Source organism: Pandoraea aquatica, assembly GCF_902459565.1.
GTDB lineage: Bacteria > Pseudomonadota > Gammaproteobacteria > Burkholderiales > Burkholderiaceae > Pandoraea > Pandoraea aquatica.
The window spans coordinates 1,154,625-1,169,520 of record NZ_CABPSN010000001.1 but is presented as its reverse complement, the minus strand read 5'-3'; the positions used below and the strand labels follow the sequence as shown (position 1 = coordinate 1,169,520).

The window sequence follows — 14,896 nt, the reverse complement described above, 5'->3', positions numbered from 1 at the left end:
CGCGCGCTCACGCCGGCCGTCGAGACGACTGGTGCCCGATACCCGTAATTCAACCGGCCCAGCAGCCGCCAGGCCGGCATCCAACATGACCGAATCTCTGACGCCTGCCGCAGGCGCGTCGTTGCGCGCGGAAGGCCTTAATGTTGCCGTGGGCGCACGCAACGTCCTCACTCAGGTCGACGTGACCTTCGCCGCGGGCCGTGTGAGCGCGCTGTGCGGCCCGAACGGCTGCGGCAAGAGCACGCTGCTGCGCACGCTGGGCGGCCTGCTAAAACCTGTTTCCGGTCGCGTATGGCTGGACGACACGCCGCTCGACTCGCTGCGTGCGCGCGAACGTGCGCGTCGCATCGCGCTGCTCGCGCAGACCCCCGGCATGCCGTTCGGCATGCCGTTCGGCATGACCGTCGCCGAACTCGTCGCCTGCGGTCGCTACAGCCACACGGGCATGGGCGGACGCCTCGGCGAGCGCGACAACCTCGCCATCGAACGCGCTCTGCATCTCATGGAGCTGGACACGCTGTGCACACGCGACGTCACGGCGCTGTCCGGCGGCGAGCGTCAGCGCGCGTTCATCGCCATGGCGCTGGCGCAGGAAGGCAACGTGCTGTTACTCGACGAGCCGACGACGTATCTCGACGTGCGCCATCAGATCGACATTCTTGCGCGTATTCGCGAGCTGAATCGCGAGACGGGCATGACCGTCGTGTGGGTGCTGCACGACCTCAATCAGGCCGCCGCCTTTTCCGACGCGATGCTGCTCATGCGCGACGGCAAGCTCGTCTTCTCCGGCACGCCGGACGAGACGATGGACCCGGACCGTCTCATGGCGGTGTTCGCCACACCGATGCAACGCATCGACTTTCAGGGCCTGCCGATGTGCTTGCCGGTGCTGAGCGGGCAGGGTGGCGTTCGTGACATTCGCGATATTCGCGAGCCGGTTGAGGTCGGTGGCTCGAATGGTGGTGGACATGGCGGCTGAGCGAACGGTGGGGACCTTACACTTCGCGCGACGCCTCACGGTGCCCGCGCACGCCGCACCGCGCCAGTACGCGCGCCGCACAAGGGCGTTGTGGGGGGGATGGCTGGCGCTCGCGTTCGCCATCGTCGTCCATGCGATCGCGAACGACGCATGGCCGGGCGTGGGCACGGTCGCTCAGGCGATGCAAGGCGGTCTGAGCGGCATGAACAGCGATGCAACGCTCGGCTGGTTGCTGTTCGTGGACGCATGGATGCCGCAGATTCGCGCCGGGCTGGCGGCTGGCGCGTGCCTTGGAATCGCCGGTGCGTTGCTCCAGACCATCACACAGAATCCGCTCGCGTCCGGCGAATTGCTCGGCGTGTCGGCGGGGGCGCAGATGGGGTTGATCGTCGCGCTGCTCGTGCCGGGGCTCGCCGTGTTGCCGATGATGCTGGCGGGCGGCGTGCTGGCGGCGCTGTTCACGTTTGCGCTGGCGGGCGGCACGCGCACAACGCCGCTGCGTCTCACATTGGCCGGGGCGGCGAATGCGCTCGCGCTCTCGGCGTTGTGCATGGTCGCGTTGACGCTGTACACGCGTGCGGCCGTGGGCGTCGTGCAGTGGAGCACCGGGTCGTTGCAGCAGTTCGGCAAACGCGGTGCCGACGAGGCGATGTGGTTGCTGCTTCCGGCGGGGGTGGCCTTGCTGGCGTTGCTGCATCCGCTCGGGCTGGCGCGCTTCGGCGAAGCACAGGCGTCGGCGTTGGGGCAGCGCGTTGGTGCGGTGCGCGTGGGGACGATTCTGCTCGCGGCCGTGCTGTCCGCGATTGCGATTGCGCTGGCGGGGCCGGTCGGCTTCGTCGGGCTGGCCGCGCCGAATCTGGTGCGGCTGATGGGGGTTCACCGCCCGGCATGGCTGATTCCGCTCTCGGCGTTGTGGGGCGGCGCGATGCTTATCGTCACCGATGCCATTGCGCGTGCGCTGGTGACGTTCGGCGCGCTGCCGGTCGGGGTGATGAGCGCTGTCATCGGCGCGCCCGTGCTGTTGCTGTTGCTTCGCTACGGCCTGCCTGCGAGTACTGCGGAAATGACCGCCCCGATGGCTGCCGGACATCGGGCGTCGAACCGGCGGCCGATGGCGATGATCGCGGCGCTGGTGGTCGTCGCGCTGGTCGCCGTCACCGGGCTGACGCTGACGATGGGCGTGCTGTCGTGGCCGTCGGCATGGCAATGGCGCGACGTTTTCGATCCGCACACGGCGGCAGGCATGCTGGTGGACCTGCGTCTGCCGCGCAGTCTGATCGCGATGGGCGCTGGCGCATTGCTGGCAGGTAGCGGTGTGTTGCTTCAGGGCGCTTGCCGGAATCCGCTCGCCGGGCCGGAGCTTCTGGGCGTGAATCAGGCGGCAGGGCTGGCGGTGCTTGCGCTGCTGCTGGTGTCGCCAGATGCCGCGGCACGCTGGTCGATGCCCGCCGCGTGGGCGGCGAGTGCCGGTGTGCTGGCGATTGTGCTCGGCGTGAACGCACGCTGGGGCCTTGCGCCGATGCGGGTGATCCTGACGGGCATGGCGCTGGCCGGTCTGCTCGCGGCGCTGGCGAACCTGCTTGTCTTGCAATTCCACGTGCATGCCACGCAGGCGTTGGTATGGCTCGTCGGTAGCAGTTACGGGCAATCGTGGCATGGCGTACGGGCGTTGCTGCCGTGGCTGGTGATTTGTCTGCCGCTCGCGGTGTATGCGGGGCGTTGGCTCGATCTGTTGAGTCTCGGCGACGAGACGGCCGAAGCGCTGGGTGTGCCGGTCGTGCGTGCGCGTCTCGGATTGCTGGTGCTCGCGAGCGCGATGGCAGCGGCGGCGGTGGCGACCGTCGGCCCGGTGGCCTACGTCGGGTTGATCGTCCCGAATGCGTTGCGCTCGCTGCCGTTGACGGGCACCCGCGACCGTATAGTCACGGCTGCGCTGGTGGGCGCGTTGTTGCTCGGCGTGGCCGATTTGTTCGGCCGGACGTTGTTCGCACCGCTCGATTTGCCGCTAGGCATCGTCACCGCCGCCGTGGGCACACCGCTCTTCCTTTGGCTGCTCTCCCGCACTTTTCTGAGGTCGCACGCGCATGCTGGCTAAATCCTATGGCGGCGTGCCTGTGCACTTGTCACGTCGCCGGTGCCTGAAGTACCTAGCGGCCGGCGCGGCTGCGATGACGGGCGCGGTGACGCTCGACGCACAGGCGCAGAACTATCGCGGCCTGTTCAATCGCGCGTCCCCCGTCTTGCCGACAAACGCCCGCCGGGTCATCTCGCTGGAGTTCCTGTTTACCGAATCGTTGCTGGCGCTCGACGTCACGCCCGTCGGGGTGGCCGATCCGCGTGGCTACACGCAGTGGGTCAAATATCGTGCGGACCGGTTGAGCGCGGACAGTTCCGTCGGCACGCGAGAGCAACCGAATCTCGAAGCGATTGCGGCGTTGCGTCCCGATCTGATCATCGCGTACGCGTATCGGCATGAACGGTTGTTCGACGCACTGGCGCGCATCGCGCCGACCGTTGTGTTCAACGTTCAGCCCGCCGAAGGCGAGGGCGACGCGCTCGACCGCATGCTGGCGATCTTCCGATCCCTTGGCGGCATGACGGGGCATGCTGACGCGGCAGCGCAAATCATCGCCGATAGCGAGGCGCACATTGCCGTGGCGCGTGCGAGTGCGTTGCGGGATGGTTTTCGCGACGCGCCGATTGCGCTGCTCAATGCTAACGCGGGCGGTGGCAATTTCTGGGCTTACGACAACAAGGACATGATCGGCGCGCTGATCGGGCATCTGGGGGCGCGCAATGCGCTGGGGTGGCTCGACGAGCGTCAGTCGATGGTCAATCTGTCGCTGGGCGATCTGGCGCGGCATCCCGAGTGGTCGCTGATCGTTGTCGATAACGGCGCGGCGCCCGCGTATCAACTGCCGGTCTGGCGGGCGTTGCCTGCCGTGCGCGACGGACGTGTCGCGTTTCTGCCGCCGTCGTGGGGCTTTGGTGGGCCGGTGTCGCTCGACCGGATTACCGGTCTCGTCGGCGCGGCGTTCGCATCGATGGCACCGGCCATGCGTGCGAGGGCTGCGTCCGGCGTTTGAACAGCGCCTGAATTCTGACGGACGCCGTGGCGGCGTCCGGCTTGGCTGAGAGGAGATCGAATCGTGTCAATTGCAATGACTGCCCCTGTTGAATCGTCCGCTGCACTCTATGATCCCTACGGCATCACGCTGGCCGACGGCCATCGGTATCACGCGAGCGGGCCGGACGATGGCGTCGCCCGCGCGGGCCAGGACCTCACGCTCTGGTGCGATGCGCGTGCCGTCGCCGTGTTTCAGGTCAGCGAAGCCGACGACGCGATAACGCTGCGGGCGAGCACGCCGCACGACGCCCATCTGCCGGTCCAAGCGCTGCTGCCCGTGCTGGCGGCGGTGTTCTGCCGTCACAAAGCGTGCAAGCGGGCTAACGTGGTGTGGCCGGGGACTGACGCCGACCCGGCGCTGGCGGACTGGCTCGTTGCAGCGGTTCGCGATGGCGTCGGTGAACAGTTTTCGAAGGCCGATGGAGCGAGCGTTCTGCATGTGTCGCGTCAGACGTTCTGGCAGCATCCGGCGCAGTGGCTTCAGGGGCCGTCGTCGGCCGGGATGGCGCAGCAGTACCGTGTGTCGGACGGCAAGCGGCATCCGTTGCGTGCGCCGAAGCCGGTGGGCGAGGTGTACCGGCGTCACATCGCACGACTCGGCACGAGCTTCAGTCTTCGTGCCATTGATCAGCCGGGCGACGTCGAACGCTTTCACGAGTGGATGAACCTCGACAGCGTGGCGCACTTCTGGGAGCAGACGGGCACGTTGGAGGAACATGCCGAGTATCTGGCGAAGATGCAGGCCGACCCGCACACCGTCACATTGTTCGCATGTTTCGACGACGAGCCATTCGCCTACTTCGAGGTGTATTGGGCGAAGGAAGATCGTATCGCGCCGTTTTGCGAGGCGGCCGACTACGACCGTGGCTTCCATTTGCTGGTGGGTTCGACGCGCTTTCGCTCACCCGGGCGCACCGAGGCGTGGCTGCGGTCTATCGTCCACTACATCTTCCTCGACGATCCGCGCACGCAGCGCATCGTGGGCGAGCCACGCATTGATCACGACCGTTGGATCGCCTATATGCAGGGGCAGGGCGCGGCGCGCCTGCGCGAGTTCGATTTCCCGCACAAGCGGGCCGTGCTGATCGCCTTCGAGCGTCAGACGGTGTTCGAGCAGTACGCGCCGTGGTGAGGCTCGGTGGCGGCGGGTGCTTTCGCCGCCACGGTGTTGCTTCGGTCGATCCGGTCGTTTCAGCCTGCCCAGGCTGACCGGCGGATGACGCTGCAGAAGTTGCCCGCGTGGAAATGCGGGTCCTTGTCGGCGAGTACATCGGCCTTGACGTTGCCGAAGGTGGTGTTGGGCTTGTGCTTGATGCCGTCGTAGAACGCCTGAATGATGTCTTCCTTGAAGTGCGGTGTGCGCGGGTGCGCGCGCACCACGGCTTCGCGTTCCGCGTCGGAGTACTCGGCATAGGTCAGCCCGAGCACATCCATTTCGACGCCTGCCGTGACCAGCGCGATGACGGGATGCATGTGCTGCGGGATACCGGGGGTCGTGTGAAGCGCGATGGCGGTCCAGACGATGTCGATCTCCTGCTGCGAGATACCTTGACGCTTCAGAAAGTCGCTGGCGGCATTGGCACCGTCGACTTCGAAGCGTTCGCACGCACTGCTGTGCTGATGCGTGAGACCCATGTCGTGAAACATGCAACCGCAATAGAGCAGCTCGGGGTCGAACTTCAGGCCGCGATGCTGTCCTGCGAGGGCGGCGAAATAGAACACTCGGCTTGAGTGATGAAAGAGCAGCGGCGACGCGGTATCGCGAACGATTTCCGTGATCTCGCGGGCGAACTGGCTATCGGGAACGGCAATGCCGGCAATGTTCGCCGGGGTGTGGACTGAGGGGCTGGACGACATAAGAAACCTCCGTGGGGGACAGTTCCTATTCTGTGCACCGAGCCCGCGAACCGCCACCCACAACCGGGGCCCGGAACGGACAGATCCGTGTGGATGTCGGCCAGTAGACGATACCTATCACTCCGATATCTGCGTGCCAAAACCCGGATGATTGTCGAATCTGGTCACGGCACTGTCGATTGACGCATCATCGATGGCGGCGAAGCGGAAGTTTCTGTAACTCTTGTCGCGTGTTCTTGCCCATCATGTCGAATCGCCCCGCCCGGGGCGACTTCGTTAAAGGAGGCTCGACATGAACGCGACACGTGTGGACTATCAACGCTGGATTTCGCTCAGACGGCGGGTGCCCGCGAACGAATATCCCGTGCATCCGCTCCCCGACCGGTTGCCGCGACGCGGGTATGTCGTCTGGTTTTACTTCAGAAACGAATTTTTCGGATCGCAATTCGACAAGAAAGCGAAGGCGTATGTGTGCGACCACGTCCGCAATCCGTGGGAAGCCGCGTTTCTTGAAACGAAAACCGAAGCACTCGACATCGCGCGACGCATGGTGTGCCCGTGTCTGGTGCTGTATTGCGCCGGACCGTCCGCTGCGGTCACCGCGGTGGCCTGAGCGCTCGGACCGGTCCGAGATATCCGACAGGTCCGACAAATGACACGCAGTGTCAGCCCGACGCCTGCCGCGCACCCCGCGCAAGACGCTCGGCCAGCGCGGCCTTCACTTCCGGCCATTCATCATCGATGATGCTGAACCGGACGGAGTTGCGCTTGCGCCCGTCGGGCATGATCCGTTCATGACGGACGATGCCTTCCTGCTTGGCGCCGATACGCAAGATCGCAGCGCGCGATTTTTCGTTGAGTTCATCCGTCGTGAATTGCACGCGCACGCAATGCATCGTCTCGAAGGCATAAGTGAGCAACAGAGACTTCGCTTCGGTGTTGATGCTGGAGCGCTGCGCCGAAGCGCTGACCCACGTGTGACCGATTTCCAGTTTCCGGTTCGCACGGTCCACCTTCCAGAAACGGGTATGGCCGACCACGTTGCCTGTGGCCGTCGAAACGATGACGAAAGGGATGACGGTGCCATCAGTGCGTCCCTTCAATGCCCGGTCGATGTAGGCATCGACGGTATCGGCGTTCGGCACGACGGTGACTTTCAGATTCCACAGCTCGCCGTCGGCGGCTGCGGCGACCAGCGCCTGTGCGTGATGGCGCTCCAACGGGTGGAGTTCGACACTGTTGCCGAGCAGCGTGGGTCGCAGCGCGTCGGCGGGTGTGGCTTGGATAGACATGAGGAAGGGCGCGGTGGTAACGAAAAGACCTGCGAAACGGCCATTCTGCGCCCACTCCAGCGCCCCGGCAAGGCGTCGAATATTGGGTTTTACATGCCGAACTCGCGCAGCCCTTCCAGATCGAGAATGGTCAGCACGCCGTAGTCGACTTTGACCAATCCCGCCTGCTCCAGCACTTTCAGCGCGAGGTTCACACGCTGGCGCGAAACACCCGCAAGGTAGCTCAGTTCCTCTTGTGAAATCTGCATGGTGTTGTCGTCGGACGGATATAGGTTCGGATTGAACATCGACGACAACGAACGGGCGACGCGGGCATCGGTATCGAGCAGCCGCTCGTGCTCGACGGCCGCAATGAATTGCCCCAGCCGTTCGTTGAGTTGCCGCGTCAGAAAACGATTGAACGGAATGCTCGTGTCGAGCAGCCAGTCGAAGGTGGCAATAGGCATGTGCGCGAGCACCGAGTCGCGCAGCGCCATGACGTCATATTTCCGGATCTCGTGCTTGAGCACCGACCCCTCTCCGAACCATGCGCCCGCCGGTACGCCCGTGAACGTCACCGACTTGCCGCTGGCCGACGCTGTCGTGATCTTGACCAACCCTTCGATCACGCCGAACCACGCGTGCGTCGGGTCGCCCTTGCGGCACACATAGCCCCCGTTTTCGACCGGACGCACCTGAATCTCCGCCACCACGCGTGCGCGCTGATCGGGCGTCAGTCCTTGCGCCCAGGCGCTGCGCTGCAACAAGGTTTCGAGCGACATATAGGGACTTTCCCTTGATTGTCATCCTGGTGACAAATCCGCCGTGAGCCATGAGGTATCTTCGCCTTGCCTGGCAACGGCGAGACAAGCATTCCTGGCGGTCTGAACACGACGCCGAAGCACAAGTATAGAAGCTGACCGTTACCCGGCATATCGGTAGTCGCCGTAGTCGTTTCACCGCAGTTGCTGCATTGATGCTGTATTGACGCTGCATTGACGCTGCATTGACGCTGTATGGCATTCCAAACAAAAGAACAGCGCCGATCAGAGGCGCTGCAAGCAGTAAGGAGCGTGTCACGAACACGCACGCCGACCGAGCCACGCCACTCCCCCTCGACGGATGTCGAAACGTGGCGAGACACAGGAGACTGGCATGCAGGAGCGGACTACCTTCCCGCGATTGTTGTTGGCCCATGCCGCGACACGGGGCGCCCGCACGGCGTATCGGGAAAAAGATCTGGGAATCTGGCAAAGCTGGAGCTGGCAGGAAGCCGCGCATGAAGTGCGCATGCTCGCCTGCGCGCTCGCCGCTGCCGGGTTCAAACGTGGCGACAATCTCGCCATCGTCGGCAACAACCGGGTGCGCCTGTACTGGGCGATGACGGCCGCGCAAGCCCTTGGGGGCGTGGCCGTGCCGCTGTATCAGGATGCCGTCGCGGCCGAAATGGTCCACGTACTCGAAGACGCCGAGATCGATTTCGTCATCGCCGAAGATCAGGAACAGGTCGATAAGCTGCTGGAGCTGCGCGAACGCCTGTCACACCAGTCGCGCCTGTCGCACATCATCTACGAAGACCCGCGAGGTTTGCGCAATTACGATGCTGCCGGGCTGCAATCGTACGCGTCGGCGGTGGAGCAGGGGCGCACCTTCAACGCGCAGCATCCGCGCTACTTCGACGACGCCGTCGCGGCCGTCGGTCCGGACGACACCGCCACGATCCTCTACACGTCCGGCACCACGGGCAAACCGAAGGGCGTCTGCCACTCGCACGCCGGCCTGATCGGTGCGGCGTATCACGGCAGCACGTTCGACCGGCTCGGCCCGGGAGACGAAGTGCTGTCCTATCTGCCGATGGCCTGGGTCGGCGATCACCTGTTTTCCTATGCGCAGGCGCTCGTGGCCGGCTTCACGGTCAATTGCCCCGAATCGCCCGACACGATCTCCACCGACATGCGCGAGATCGGTCCGACCTATTACTTCGCGCCGCCGCGCGTGTACGAGAATGTGCTCACGCAGGTCATGATCCGCATGGAAGACGCGAACCGTCTGAAGCGCAAGATGTTTGCGCACTTCATGGACGTGGCGAACCGTTGTGGCGCGGCCGTGCTCGACCGTCGCCCGGTCTCGTGGCTGGACCGTCTGCAATACGCGCTCGGAAACCTCTGTGTGTACGGCCCGCTGCGCAACACGCTCGGTATGAGCCGTATCCGCACGGCGTACACCGCCGGCGAAGCCATCGGGCCGGACCTGTTTCGCTTCTACCGCGCCATCGGCATCAACCTCAAACAGTTCTACGGTCAGACGGAAACCTGCGCGTACGTCTGCCTGCAGCCGGATCGTCAGGTGCGATTCGACAGCGTCGGCCCGGTCGCACCCGGCATGGAAATCAAGATTGCCGATAACGGCGAAGTGCTCGTGCGCGGCGTGGGTTTGCTCAAGGAGTACTACAAGCGGCCTGATGCCACGCGCGAGGCGCTCGACGAAGGCGGCTATTTCCGCACCGGCGACGCCGGCATCATCGATGCCGACGGTCACCTGCGCATCATCGATCGCGCCAAGGATGTCGGCAAGCTCGCCTGCGGGTCGCTGTTCGCGCCGAAGTACATCGAGAACAAGCTCAAGTTCTTTTCGTATATCAAGGAGGCGGTGGCCTTCGGTGACGGCCGCGACGGCGTTTGTGCCTTCATCAACATCGATATGGACGCCGTGGGCAACTGGGCCGAACGCAAAAACCTCGCCTACGCCGGTTACATCGATCTTGCCAGCAATCCGCTGGTCGCCGAACTGATCCTCGGGTGTATCGAGCAGGTCAACGCCGATCTCGCGAAGGAGTCGGCGTTTGCTGCGGCACAGATTCAGCGCTTCGTGATCCTGCACAAGGAACTGGACCCGGACGACGACGAGCTGACCCGCACGCGCAAGGTGCGCCGCGCGTTCATCGCTCAGAAATACGACGTGCTGATCGACGCTTTCTACACCGGCAAGTCGACGCAATTCATCGAAACGCGCGTGAAGTTCGAAGATGGGCGCGAGGGCAGTGTCAGCGCCACGCTCACGATTCACCCGGCGCGCGTGGTCGGCGTGCGTGCGCCCGTCGACGACCCTGCGCCTGCGAAGTTGCGTTGCGCGGCCTGACGATACAGACGAACCCGACGAACCCGACAAACGCGAGTCCCGGCCCACAGGTCGTTACGTCCTACGCCCCCCAGCCGGGCATTGCCGCAGGAGAAGGTATGAGTGAGCACCGCAAGACTGGCGAAGTATTGCTCGATTTGCAGCACATCAGCTTGTCGTTCGGCGGCGTCAAGGCGTTGACGGATATCTCGTTCAACGTGATGGCGCACGAGGTCCGCGCCATCATCGGCCCGAACGGCGCGGGCAAGAGTTCGATGCTCAACGTCATCAATGGCGTCTATCACCCGCAGCAGGGCACGATCGTCTTTCGCGGCGAAGTGCGTCAGCGCATGCATCCGACGTCCGCCGCACGGCAGGGCGTAGCGCGCACGTTCCAGAACATCGCCCTGTTCAAAGGCATGTCCGTGCTCGACAACATCATGACGGGACGCAACACCCGCATGCGCGCCGGACTGCTGGCCAGCGCTCTCTGGTGGGGGAAAGCGCGGCAGGAAGAGATGGCCAATCGCGCCAAGGTCGAAGAGATCATCGACTTTCTCGAAATCCAGCACATCCGCAAGACGCCGGTCGGACGGCTGCCGTACGGCCTGCAAAAGCGTGTCGAGCTGGCGCGTGCGCTGGCCGCCGAGCCCGAGCTGCTGTTGCTCGACGAGCCGATGGCGGGCATGAACCTCGAAGAGAAGCGCGACATGTGCCGCTTCATTCTCGAAGTGAACGAAGAGTTCGGCACGACCATCGTGCTGATCGAACACGACATGGGTGTGGTGATGGACATCTCCGATCGCGTCGTGGTGCTCGACTACGGCAAGAAGATCGGCGACGGCACCCCGGCCGAGGTGCGCGCCGACCCCGAGGTGATCCGCGCCTATCTCGGCGCAGCACAGGGCATGCCGGCAGCGGCGTGATCGCTCGGGAGGCCATCGCAAGCCTCGAGCACCGAACATCGAATGGCAGTTGACTGAGCGTTGGCACACTGGAGACATCGATGCAGTTCTTCTTCGAAATCCTGATCGGCGGGCTGCTCTCGGGCGTGATGTATTCGCTCGTGGCGCTGGGCTTCGTCCTGATCTTCAAGGCGTCCGGCGTGTTCAATTTCGCGCAGGGCGCGATGGTGTACTTCGCGGCCCTGTCGGTCGTCGGTCTCATGGAGCGCGGCTTGCCGCTGTGGGCGGCGGCCATCGGCGCGTTCGTCGTCATGGTGCTGATGAGCATGGCGACGGAGCGCTTCGTGTTGCGCAAGCTCGTGAATCAGTCGCCGATCACGCTCTTCATGGCGACCATCGGTCTGTCGTTCTTCCTCGAAGGTCTGGCGCCGCTCCTGTGGGGCAACGAAGTGCGTCCGTTGTCGCTGGGCATCGTGGACGAACCTATCGCCTCGATCATGGATTCGACGGGTGTGCTGGTGAGCAGCTTCGACCTCGCGGCTGCCGGGATCGCGGCGGTGCTGGTCGCGCTGCTGGCCCTGTTCTTCAAGGCAACGAGCATCGGCCGGGCGCTGCGTGCGGTCGCCGACGACCATCAGGCGGCGCTCTCGCTGGGCATTCCGTTGCAGCGCATCTGGGTGGTCGTGTGGAGCGTGTCGGGCTTTGTCGCGCTCGTGGCGGGCATGCTGTGGGGCTCGCGCAATGGCGTGCAGTTCGCGCTCACGATGACGGCGCTCAAGGCGCTGCCCGTGTTGATTCTCGGCGGCTTCACGTCGATTCCCGGCGCGATTGTGGGCGGGCTGATCATCGGCGCGGCGGAAAAGCTCGCGGAGATCTACGTGCCGCAACTGCTGCAAAGCCAGTTCGGCGGGAATTTCGGTGGCATCGAGGGCTGGTTCCCTTACGTCTTCGCACTGCTGTTCCTGCTGGTGCGCCCGGAAGGGCTGTTCGGCGAACGGCACATCGACCGGGTTTGACCGGGGGCTGACCGCTTCGGTCGTTCGCATCGTTCGAATCATTCGAGTCGGAAAGCACGCGCAAGCATTCATCGCAGAGGCCATACATGTTCTATCGCGAAGCTGGGCAGTTCAAGACATCCTACGTCGCCGACAGCCAGATTTTCCCGATCCGGCAGGACCGGATCGCCGTTTGCAGCCTGCTCGTCGTGGCGTTCGGCATCTTGCCGTGGATCGCCTCCGAGTACTGGCTGACGGCTATCCTCGTGCCGTTCCTCGTGTTCTCGCTCGCGGCGTTGGGGCTGAACCTGCTGACGGGCTACGCAGGACAACTGTCGCTCGGCACGGCGGCGTTCATGGCCGTGGGCGCTTATGCGTCGTACAACTTCCAGCTGCGTATCGAAGGCATGCCGATCCTGGCCTCGTTCGCGCTCGGCGGTGTCTGTGCGGCAATGGTGGGCATTGCGTTCGGCCTGCCGTCGCTGCGCATCAAGGGCTTCTATCTCGCGGTGGCCACGCTCGCCGCGCAGTTCTTCGTGCTCTGGGTGCTCACCAAATTCCCCTGGCTTTCGAACAACAGTTCGTCGGGGGTGATCACGGCGCAGAAGATTTCGGTGTTCGGCGTGGATGTCGACACGCCGGTGCGCAAATACCTGTTCGTGCTGGGCGTTGTGACCCTGATGGCCCTCATCGCGAAGAACCTGGTGCGCTCGCATATCGGCCGCGCGTGGATGGCCGTGCGCGACATGGACGTGGCCGCCGAGGTCATCGGCATTCCGCTCATGCGGGTCAAGCTGCTTGCCTTCGCTGTGAGTTCGTTCTACTGCGGCGTGGCAGGCGCACTGTATGCCTATTGCTACCTCGGCTCCGTGGAGCCGGACGGCTTCTCGCTCGACCTGTCGTTTCGCATTCTGTTCATGATCATCATCGGTGGCGTGGGCAGCATTCTCGGCAGCTTTCTGGGCGCGGCGTTCATCCTGCTGCTGCCGATCTTTCTCGACAGTACGCTGCCGACGATTGCGACCTTCCTGCATTTGCCGTTCACCAACGCCACCGTCTCGCATATTCAGTTGATGGTGTTCGGCGGTCTCATCATCTTTTTCCTGATTGCCGAACCGCATGGGCTGGCGCGGCTCTGGCAGATTGCCAAGGAGAAGCTGCGCATCTGGCCCTTCCCGCATTGAGGTTTGCCACGCCGGCGGCCGTTGTTTTCGGTTGCCGGTGAACGTTCGGTCACACACAAAACCACAGATGGAGACACAGCATGAACACGAAACAGTTGACGACATCGTTGGGCTCGCTGGCGTTGGCGCTGGCGCTCGGCACGGGGGCGGTGGGGACGTCGTTCGCACAGTCGAACGATCAGTTCATCGCGCTGGCTGACTATCGCGTTGGCCCTTATGGCGCGAACGGGCAATCGTTCTACGGCGGGTTCATCGACTATCTGCAATACGTGAACCTGAAGAACGGCGGCGTGAACGGTGTGAAGCTCACGTGGGAAGAGTGCGAGACCGAGTACAACAACGCCAAGGGCGTGGAGTGCTACGAGCGTCTCAAGGGCAAGAACCCGGTGACGAAGGGCACGGCGTATCACACGATGGCGACGGGCATCTCCTATGCGCTGATCGACAAGACCGCGACCGATCAGGTGCCGCTCGTCATGATGGGGTACGGGCGCACCGACGCGGTGGATGGCACCGTGTTCCCGTGGGCCTTCCCGCTGGTGACGACCTACCAGATGCAGGCGTCCGCCATCATCAAGTTCCTCGCCGACAAGAACGGCGGCTCTCTCAACGGCAAGAAGATCGTCTTCCTGTATCACGACTCGGCGTATGGCAAGGAGCCGATTGTCGCGATGCAGGCCGAATCGAAGATCAACAAGTTCAACCTGATCGAGATTCCGGTCGCGCACCCGGGTAACGAACAGGGCGCGCAGTGGCTGCGCATTCGTCAGGAGAACCCGGATTACGTCGTGTTCTGGGGCTGGGGTGTGATGAACCAGACGGCGCTCAAGGCAGCGCAGAAGGTCGGCTATCCGCGCGAGAAGATCATCGGCAGCTGGTGGGCCGGTTCGGAAGAGGACACGATTCCCGCAGGTCCGGCCGCCAAGGGCTACATGAGTGCGACGTGGAACGTGGCGGGTAAGCAGGTGCCGCTGATCGCCGACATCGAAAAGGTGGTCTACGGCGCGGGCAAGGGGAATATGCAGGACCCGTCGAAGGTGGGCTCGGTGCTTTACAACCGTGGCGTCTCGGCGGCGGTGGCGACGGTCGAAGCGCTGAACACCGCGCAGAACAAGTTCGGCAAGGGCAAGGTGTCGACGCCGGTACAGGTGCGCTGGGCGTTCGAGAACCTGAACATCGACGCGGCGCGCCTGAAGGCGCTGGGCGCGACGGGCCTGCTGCCGGACATCAAGACGAGCTGCGAGGACCACGAAGGCTCGGGCAAGGTCCGCATCCAGCAATGGGATGGCACCAAGTGGGTGATGGTGTCCGACTGGATCGAAGGCAATCGCCGTCTGATTCACCCGTTGTTCGAAGCGTCGGCCAAGCAATATGCCAAGGAAAAGGGCATTACGCCTGCCTGCTTCAAGGGCTGATGAAGGGTTGAGGATCTGCTGCCGGTCATTGGCACCGGCAGCACCG

General features: G+C 64.0%; 13 protein-coding genes. 10 read left to right on the top strand and 3 right to left on the bottom strand.

Annotation, left to right across the window (positions count from 1 at the left end):
- The first annotated feature begins 85 nt into the window (after positions 1-85).
- From panN to panQ, 4 genes are all read left to right on the top strand, one after another.
- Entirely contained in the window at positions 86-979 is an 894-nt protein-coding gene (gene panN / locus PAQ31011_RS05120) for a pandorabactin ABC transporter ATP-binding protein PanN (RefSeq protein WP_150574738.1), read from the top strand.
- Entirely contained in the window at positions 969-3,074 is a 2,106-nt protein-coding gene (gene panO, locus PAQ31011_RS05115; protein ID WP_484549339.1) for a pandorabactin ABC transporter permease subunit PanO, read from the top strand. The genes panN and panO overlap by 11 nt, the downstream gene beginning before the upstream one ends.
- A complete protein-coding gene (locus PAQ31011_RS05110; protein ID WP_150574736.1) occupies positions 3,064-4,065 on the top strand; it encodes an ABC transporter substrate-binding protein in 1,002 nt (333 codons plus the stop codon). Before panO ends, PAQ31011_RS05110 begins: the two co-directional genes overlap by 11 nt.
- Positions 4,066-4,140: 75 nt before the next feature.
- Entirely contained in the window at positions 4,141-5,238 is a 1,098-nt protein-coding gene (gene panQ / locus PAQ31011_RS05105) for a pandorabactin biosynthesis N-acetyltransferase PanQ (RefSeq protein ID WP_150574735.1), read from the top strand.
- A gap of 59 nt (positions 5,239-5,297) precedes the next feature.
- On the opposite strand, the gene PAQ31011_RS05100 is transcribed toward panQ, so the two are convergent.
- Positions 5,298-5,963 carry an HD domain-containing protein gene (locus tag PAQ31011_RS05100; protein ID WP_150574734.1) on the bottom strand — a complete coding sequence of 222 codons (666 nt, stop codon included), beginning with the start codon at positions 5,961-5,963 and terminating at the stop codon, positions 5,298-5,300.
- A 292-nt stretch (positions 5,964-6,255) separates the two neighbouring features.
- On the opposite strand from PAQ31011_RS05100, the gene PAQ31011_RS05095 reads away from it, so the two are divergent.
- Positions 6,256-6,576 carry a hypothetical protein gene (locus tag PAQ31011_RS05095; RefSeq protein WP_150574733.1) on the top strand — a complete coding sequence of 107 codons (321 nt, stop codon included), beginning with the start codon at positions 6,256-6,258 and terminating at the stop codon, positions 6,574-6,576.
- A 52-nt stretch (positions 6,577-6,628) separates the two neighbouring features.
- Here PAQ31011_RS05095 and panU read toward each other — a convergent pair whose 3' ends face one another.
- Positions 6,629-7,255, bottom strand: a complete 627-nt coding sequence (gene panU, locus PAQ31011_RS05090) for a pandorabactin biosynthesis N-acetyltransferase PanU (RefSeq protein ID WP_150574732.1) — start codon at positions 7,253-7,255, stop codon at positions 6,629-6,631.
- 89 nt (positions 7,256-7,344) lie between these two features.
- On the bottom strand, positions 7,345-8,016 hold the full coding sequence (gene panV, locus PAQ31011_RS05085; RefSeq protein WP_150574731.1) for a pandorabactin biosynthesis transcriptional regulator PanV: 672 nt from the start codon (positions 8,014-8,016) through the stop codon (positions 7,345-7,347).
- A gap of 373 nt (positions 8,017-8,389) precedes the next feature.
- On the opposite strand from panV, the gene PAQ31011_RS05080 reads away from it, so the two are divergent.
- The 5 genes from PAQ31011_RS05080 (at position 8,390) to PAQ31011_RS05060 (ending at position 14,850) form a co-directional block, all read left to right on the top strand.
- On the top strand, positions 8,390-10,372 hold the full coding sequence (locus PAQ31011_RS05080; protein WP_150574730.1) for an AMP-dependent synthetase/ligase: 1,983 nt from the start codon (positions 8,390-8,392) through the stop codon (positions 10,370-10,372).
- A gap of 98 nt (positions 10,373-10,470) precedes the next feature.
- Positions 10,471-11,277: an ABC transporter ATP-binding protein gene (locus tag PAQ31011_RS05075; RefSeq protein ID WP_150574729.1), complete on the top strand. Its 807-nt coding sequence runs from the start codon at positions 10,471-10,473 to the stop codon at positions 11,275-11,277.
- Positions 11,278-11,357: 80 nt separating this feature from the next.
- Positions 11,358-12,272 (top strand): branched-chain amino acid ABC transporter permease, encoded by a 915-nt coding sequence (locus PAQ31011_RS05070; RefSeq protein WP_039397508.1) that lies wholly within the window; start codon positions 11,358-11,360, stop codon positions 12,270-12,272.
- 86 nt (positions 12,273-12,358) lie between these two features.
- Positions 12,359-13,435 (top strand): branched-chain amino acid ABC transporter permease, encoded by a 1,077-nt coding sequence (locus PAQ31011_RS05065; RefSeq protein ID WP_150574728.1) that lies wholly within the window; start codon positions 12,359-12,361, stop codon positions 13,433-13,435.
- A gap of 80 nt (positions 13,436-13,515) precedes the next feature.
- Positions 13,516-14,850: an ABC transporter substrate-binding protein gene (locus tag PAQ31011_RS05060; RefSeq protein ID WP_174989943.1), complete on the top strand. Its 1,335-nt coding sequence runs from the start codon at positions 13,516-13,518 to the stop codon at positions 14,848-14,850.
- The last annotated feature ends 46 nt before the right edge of the window (positions 14,851-14,896 follow it).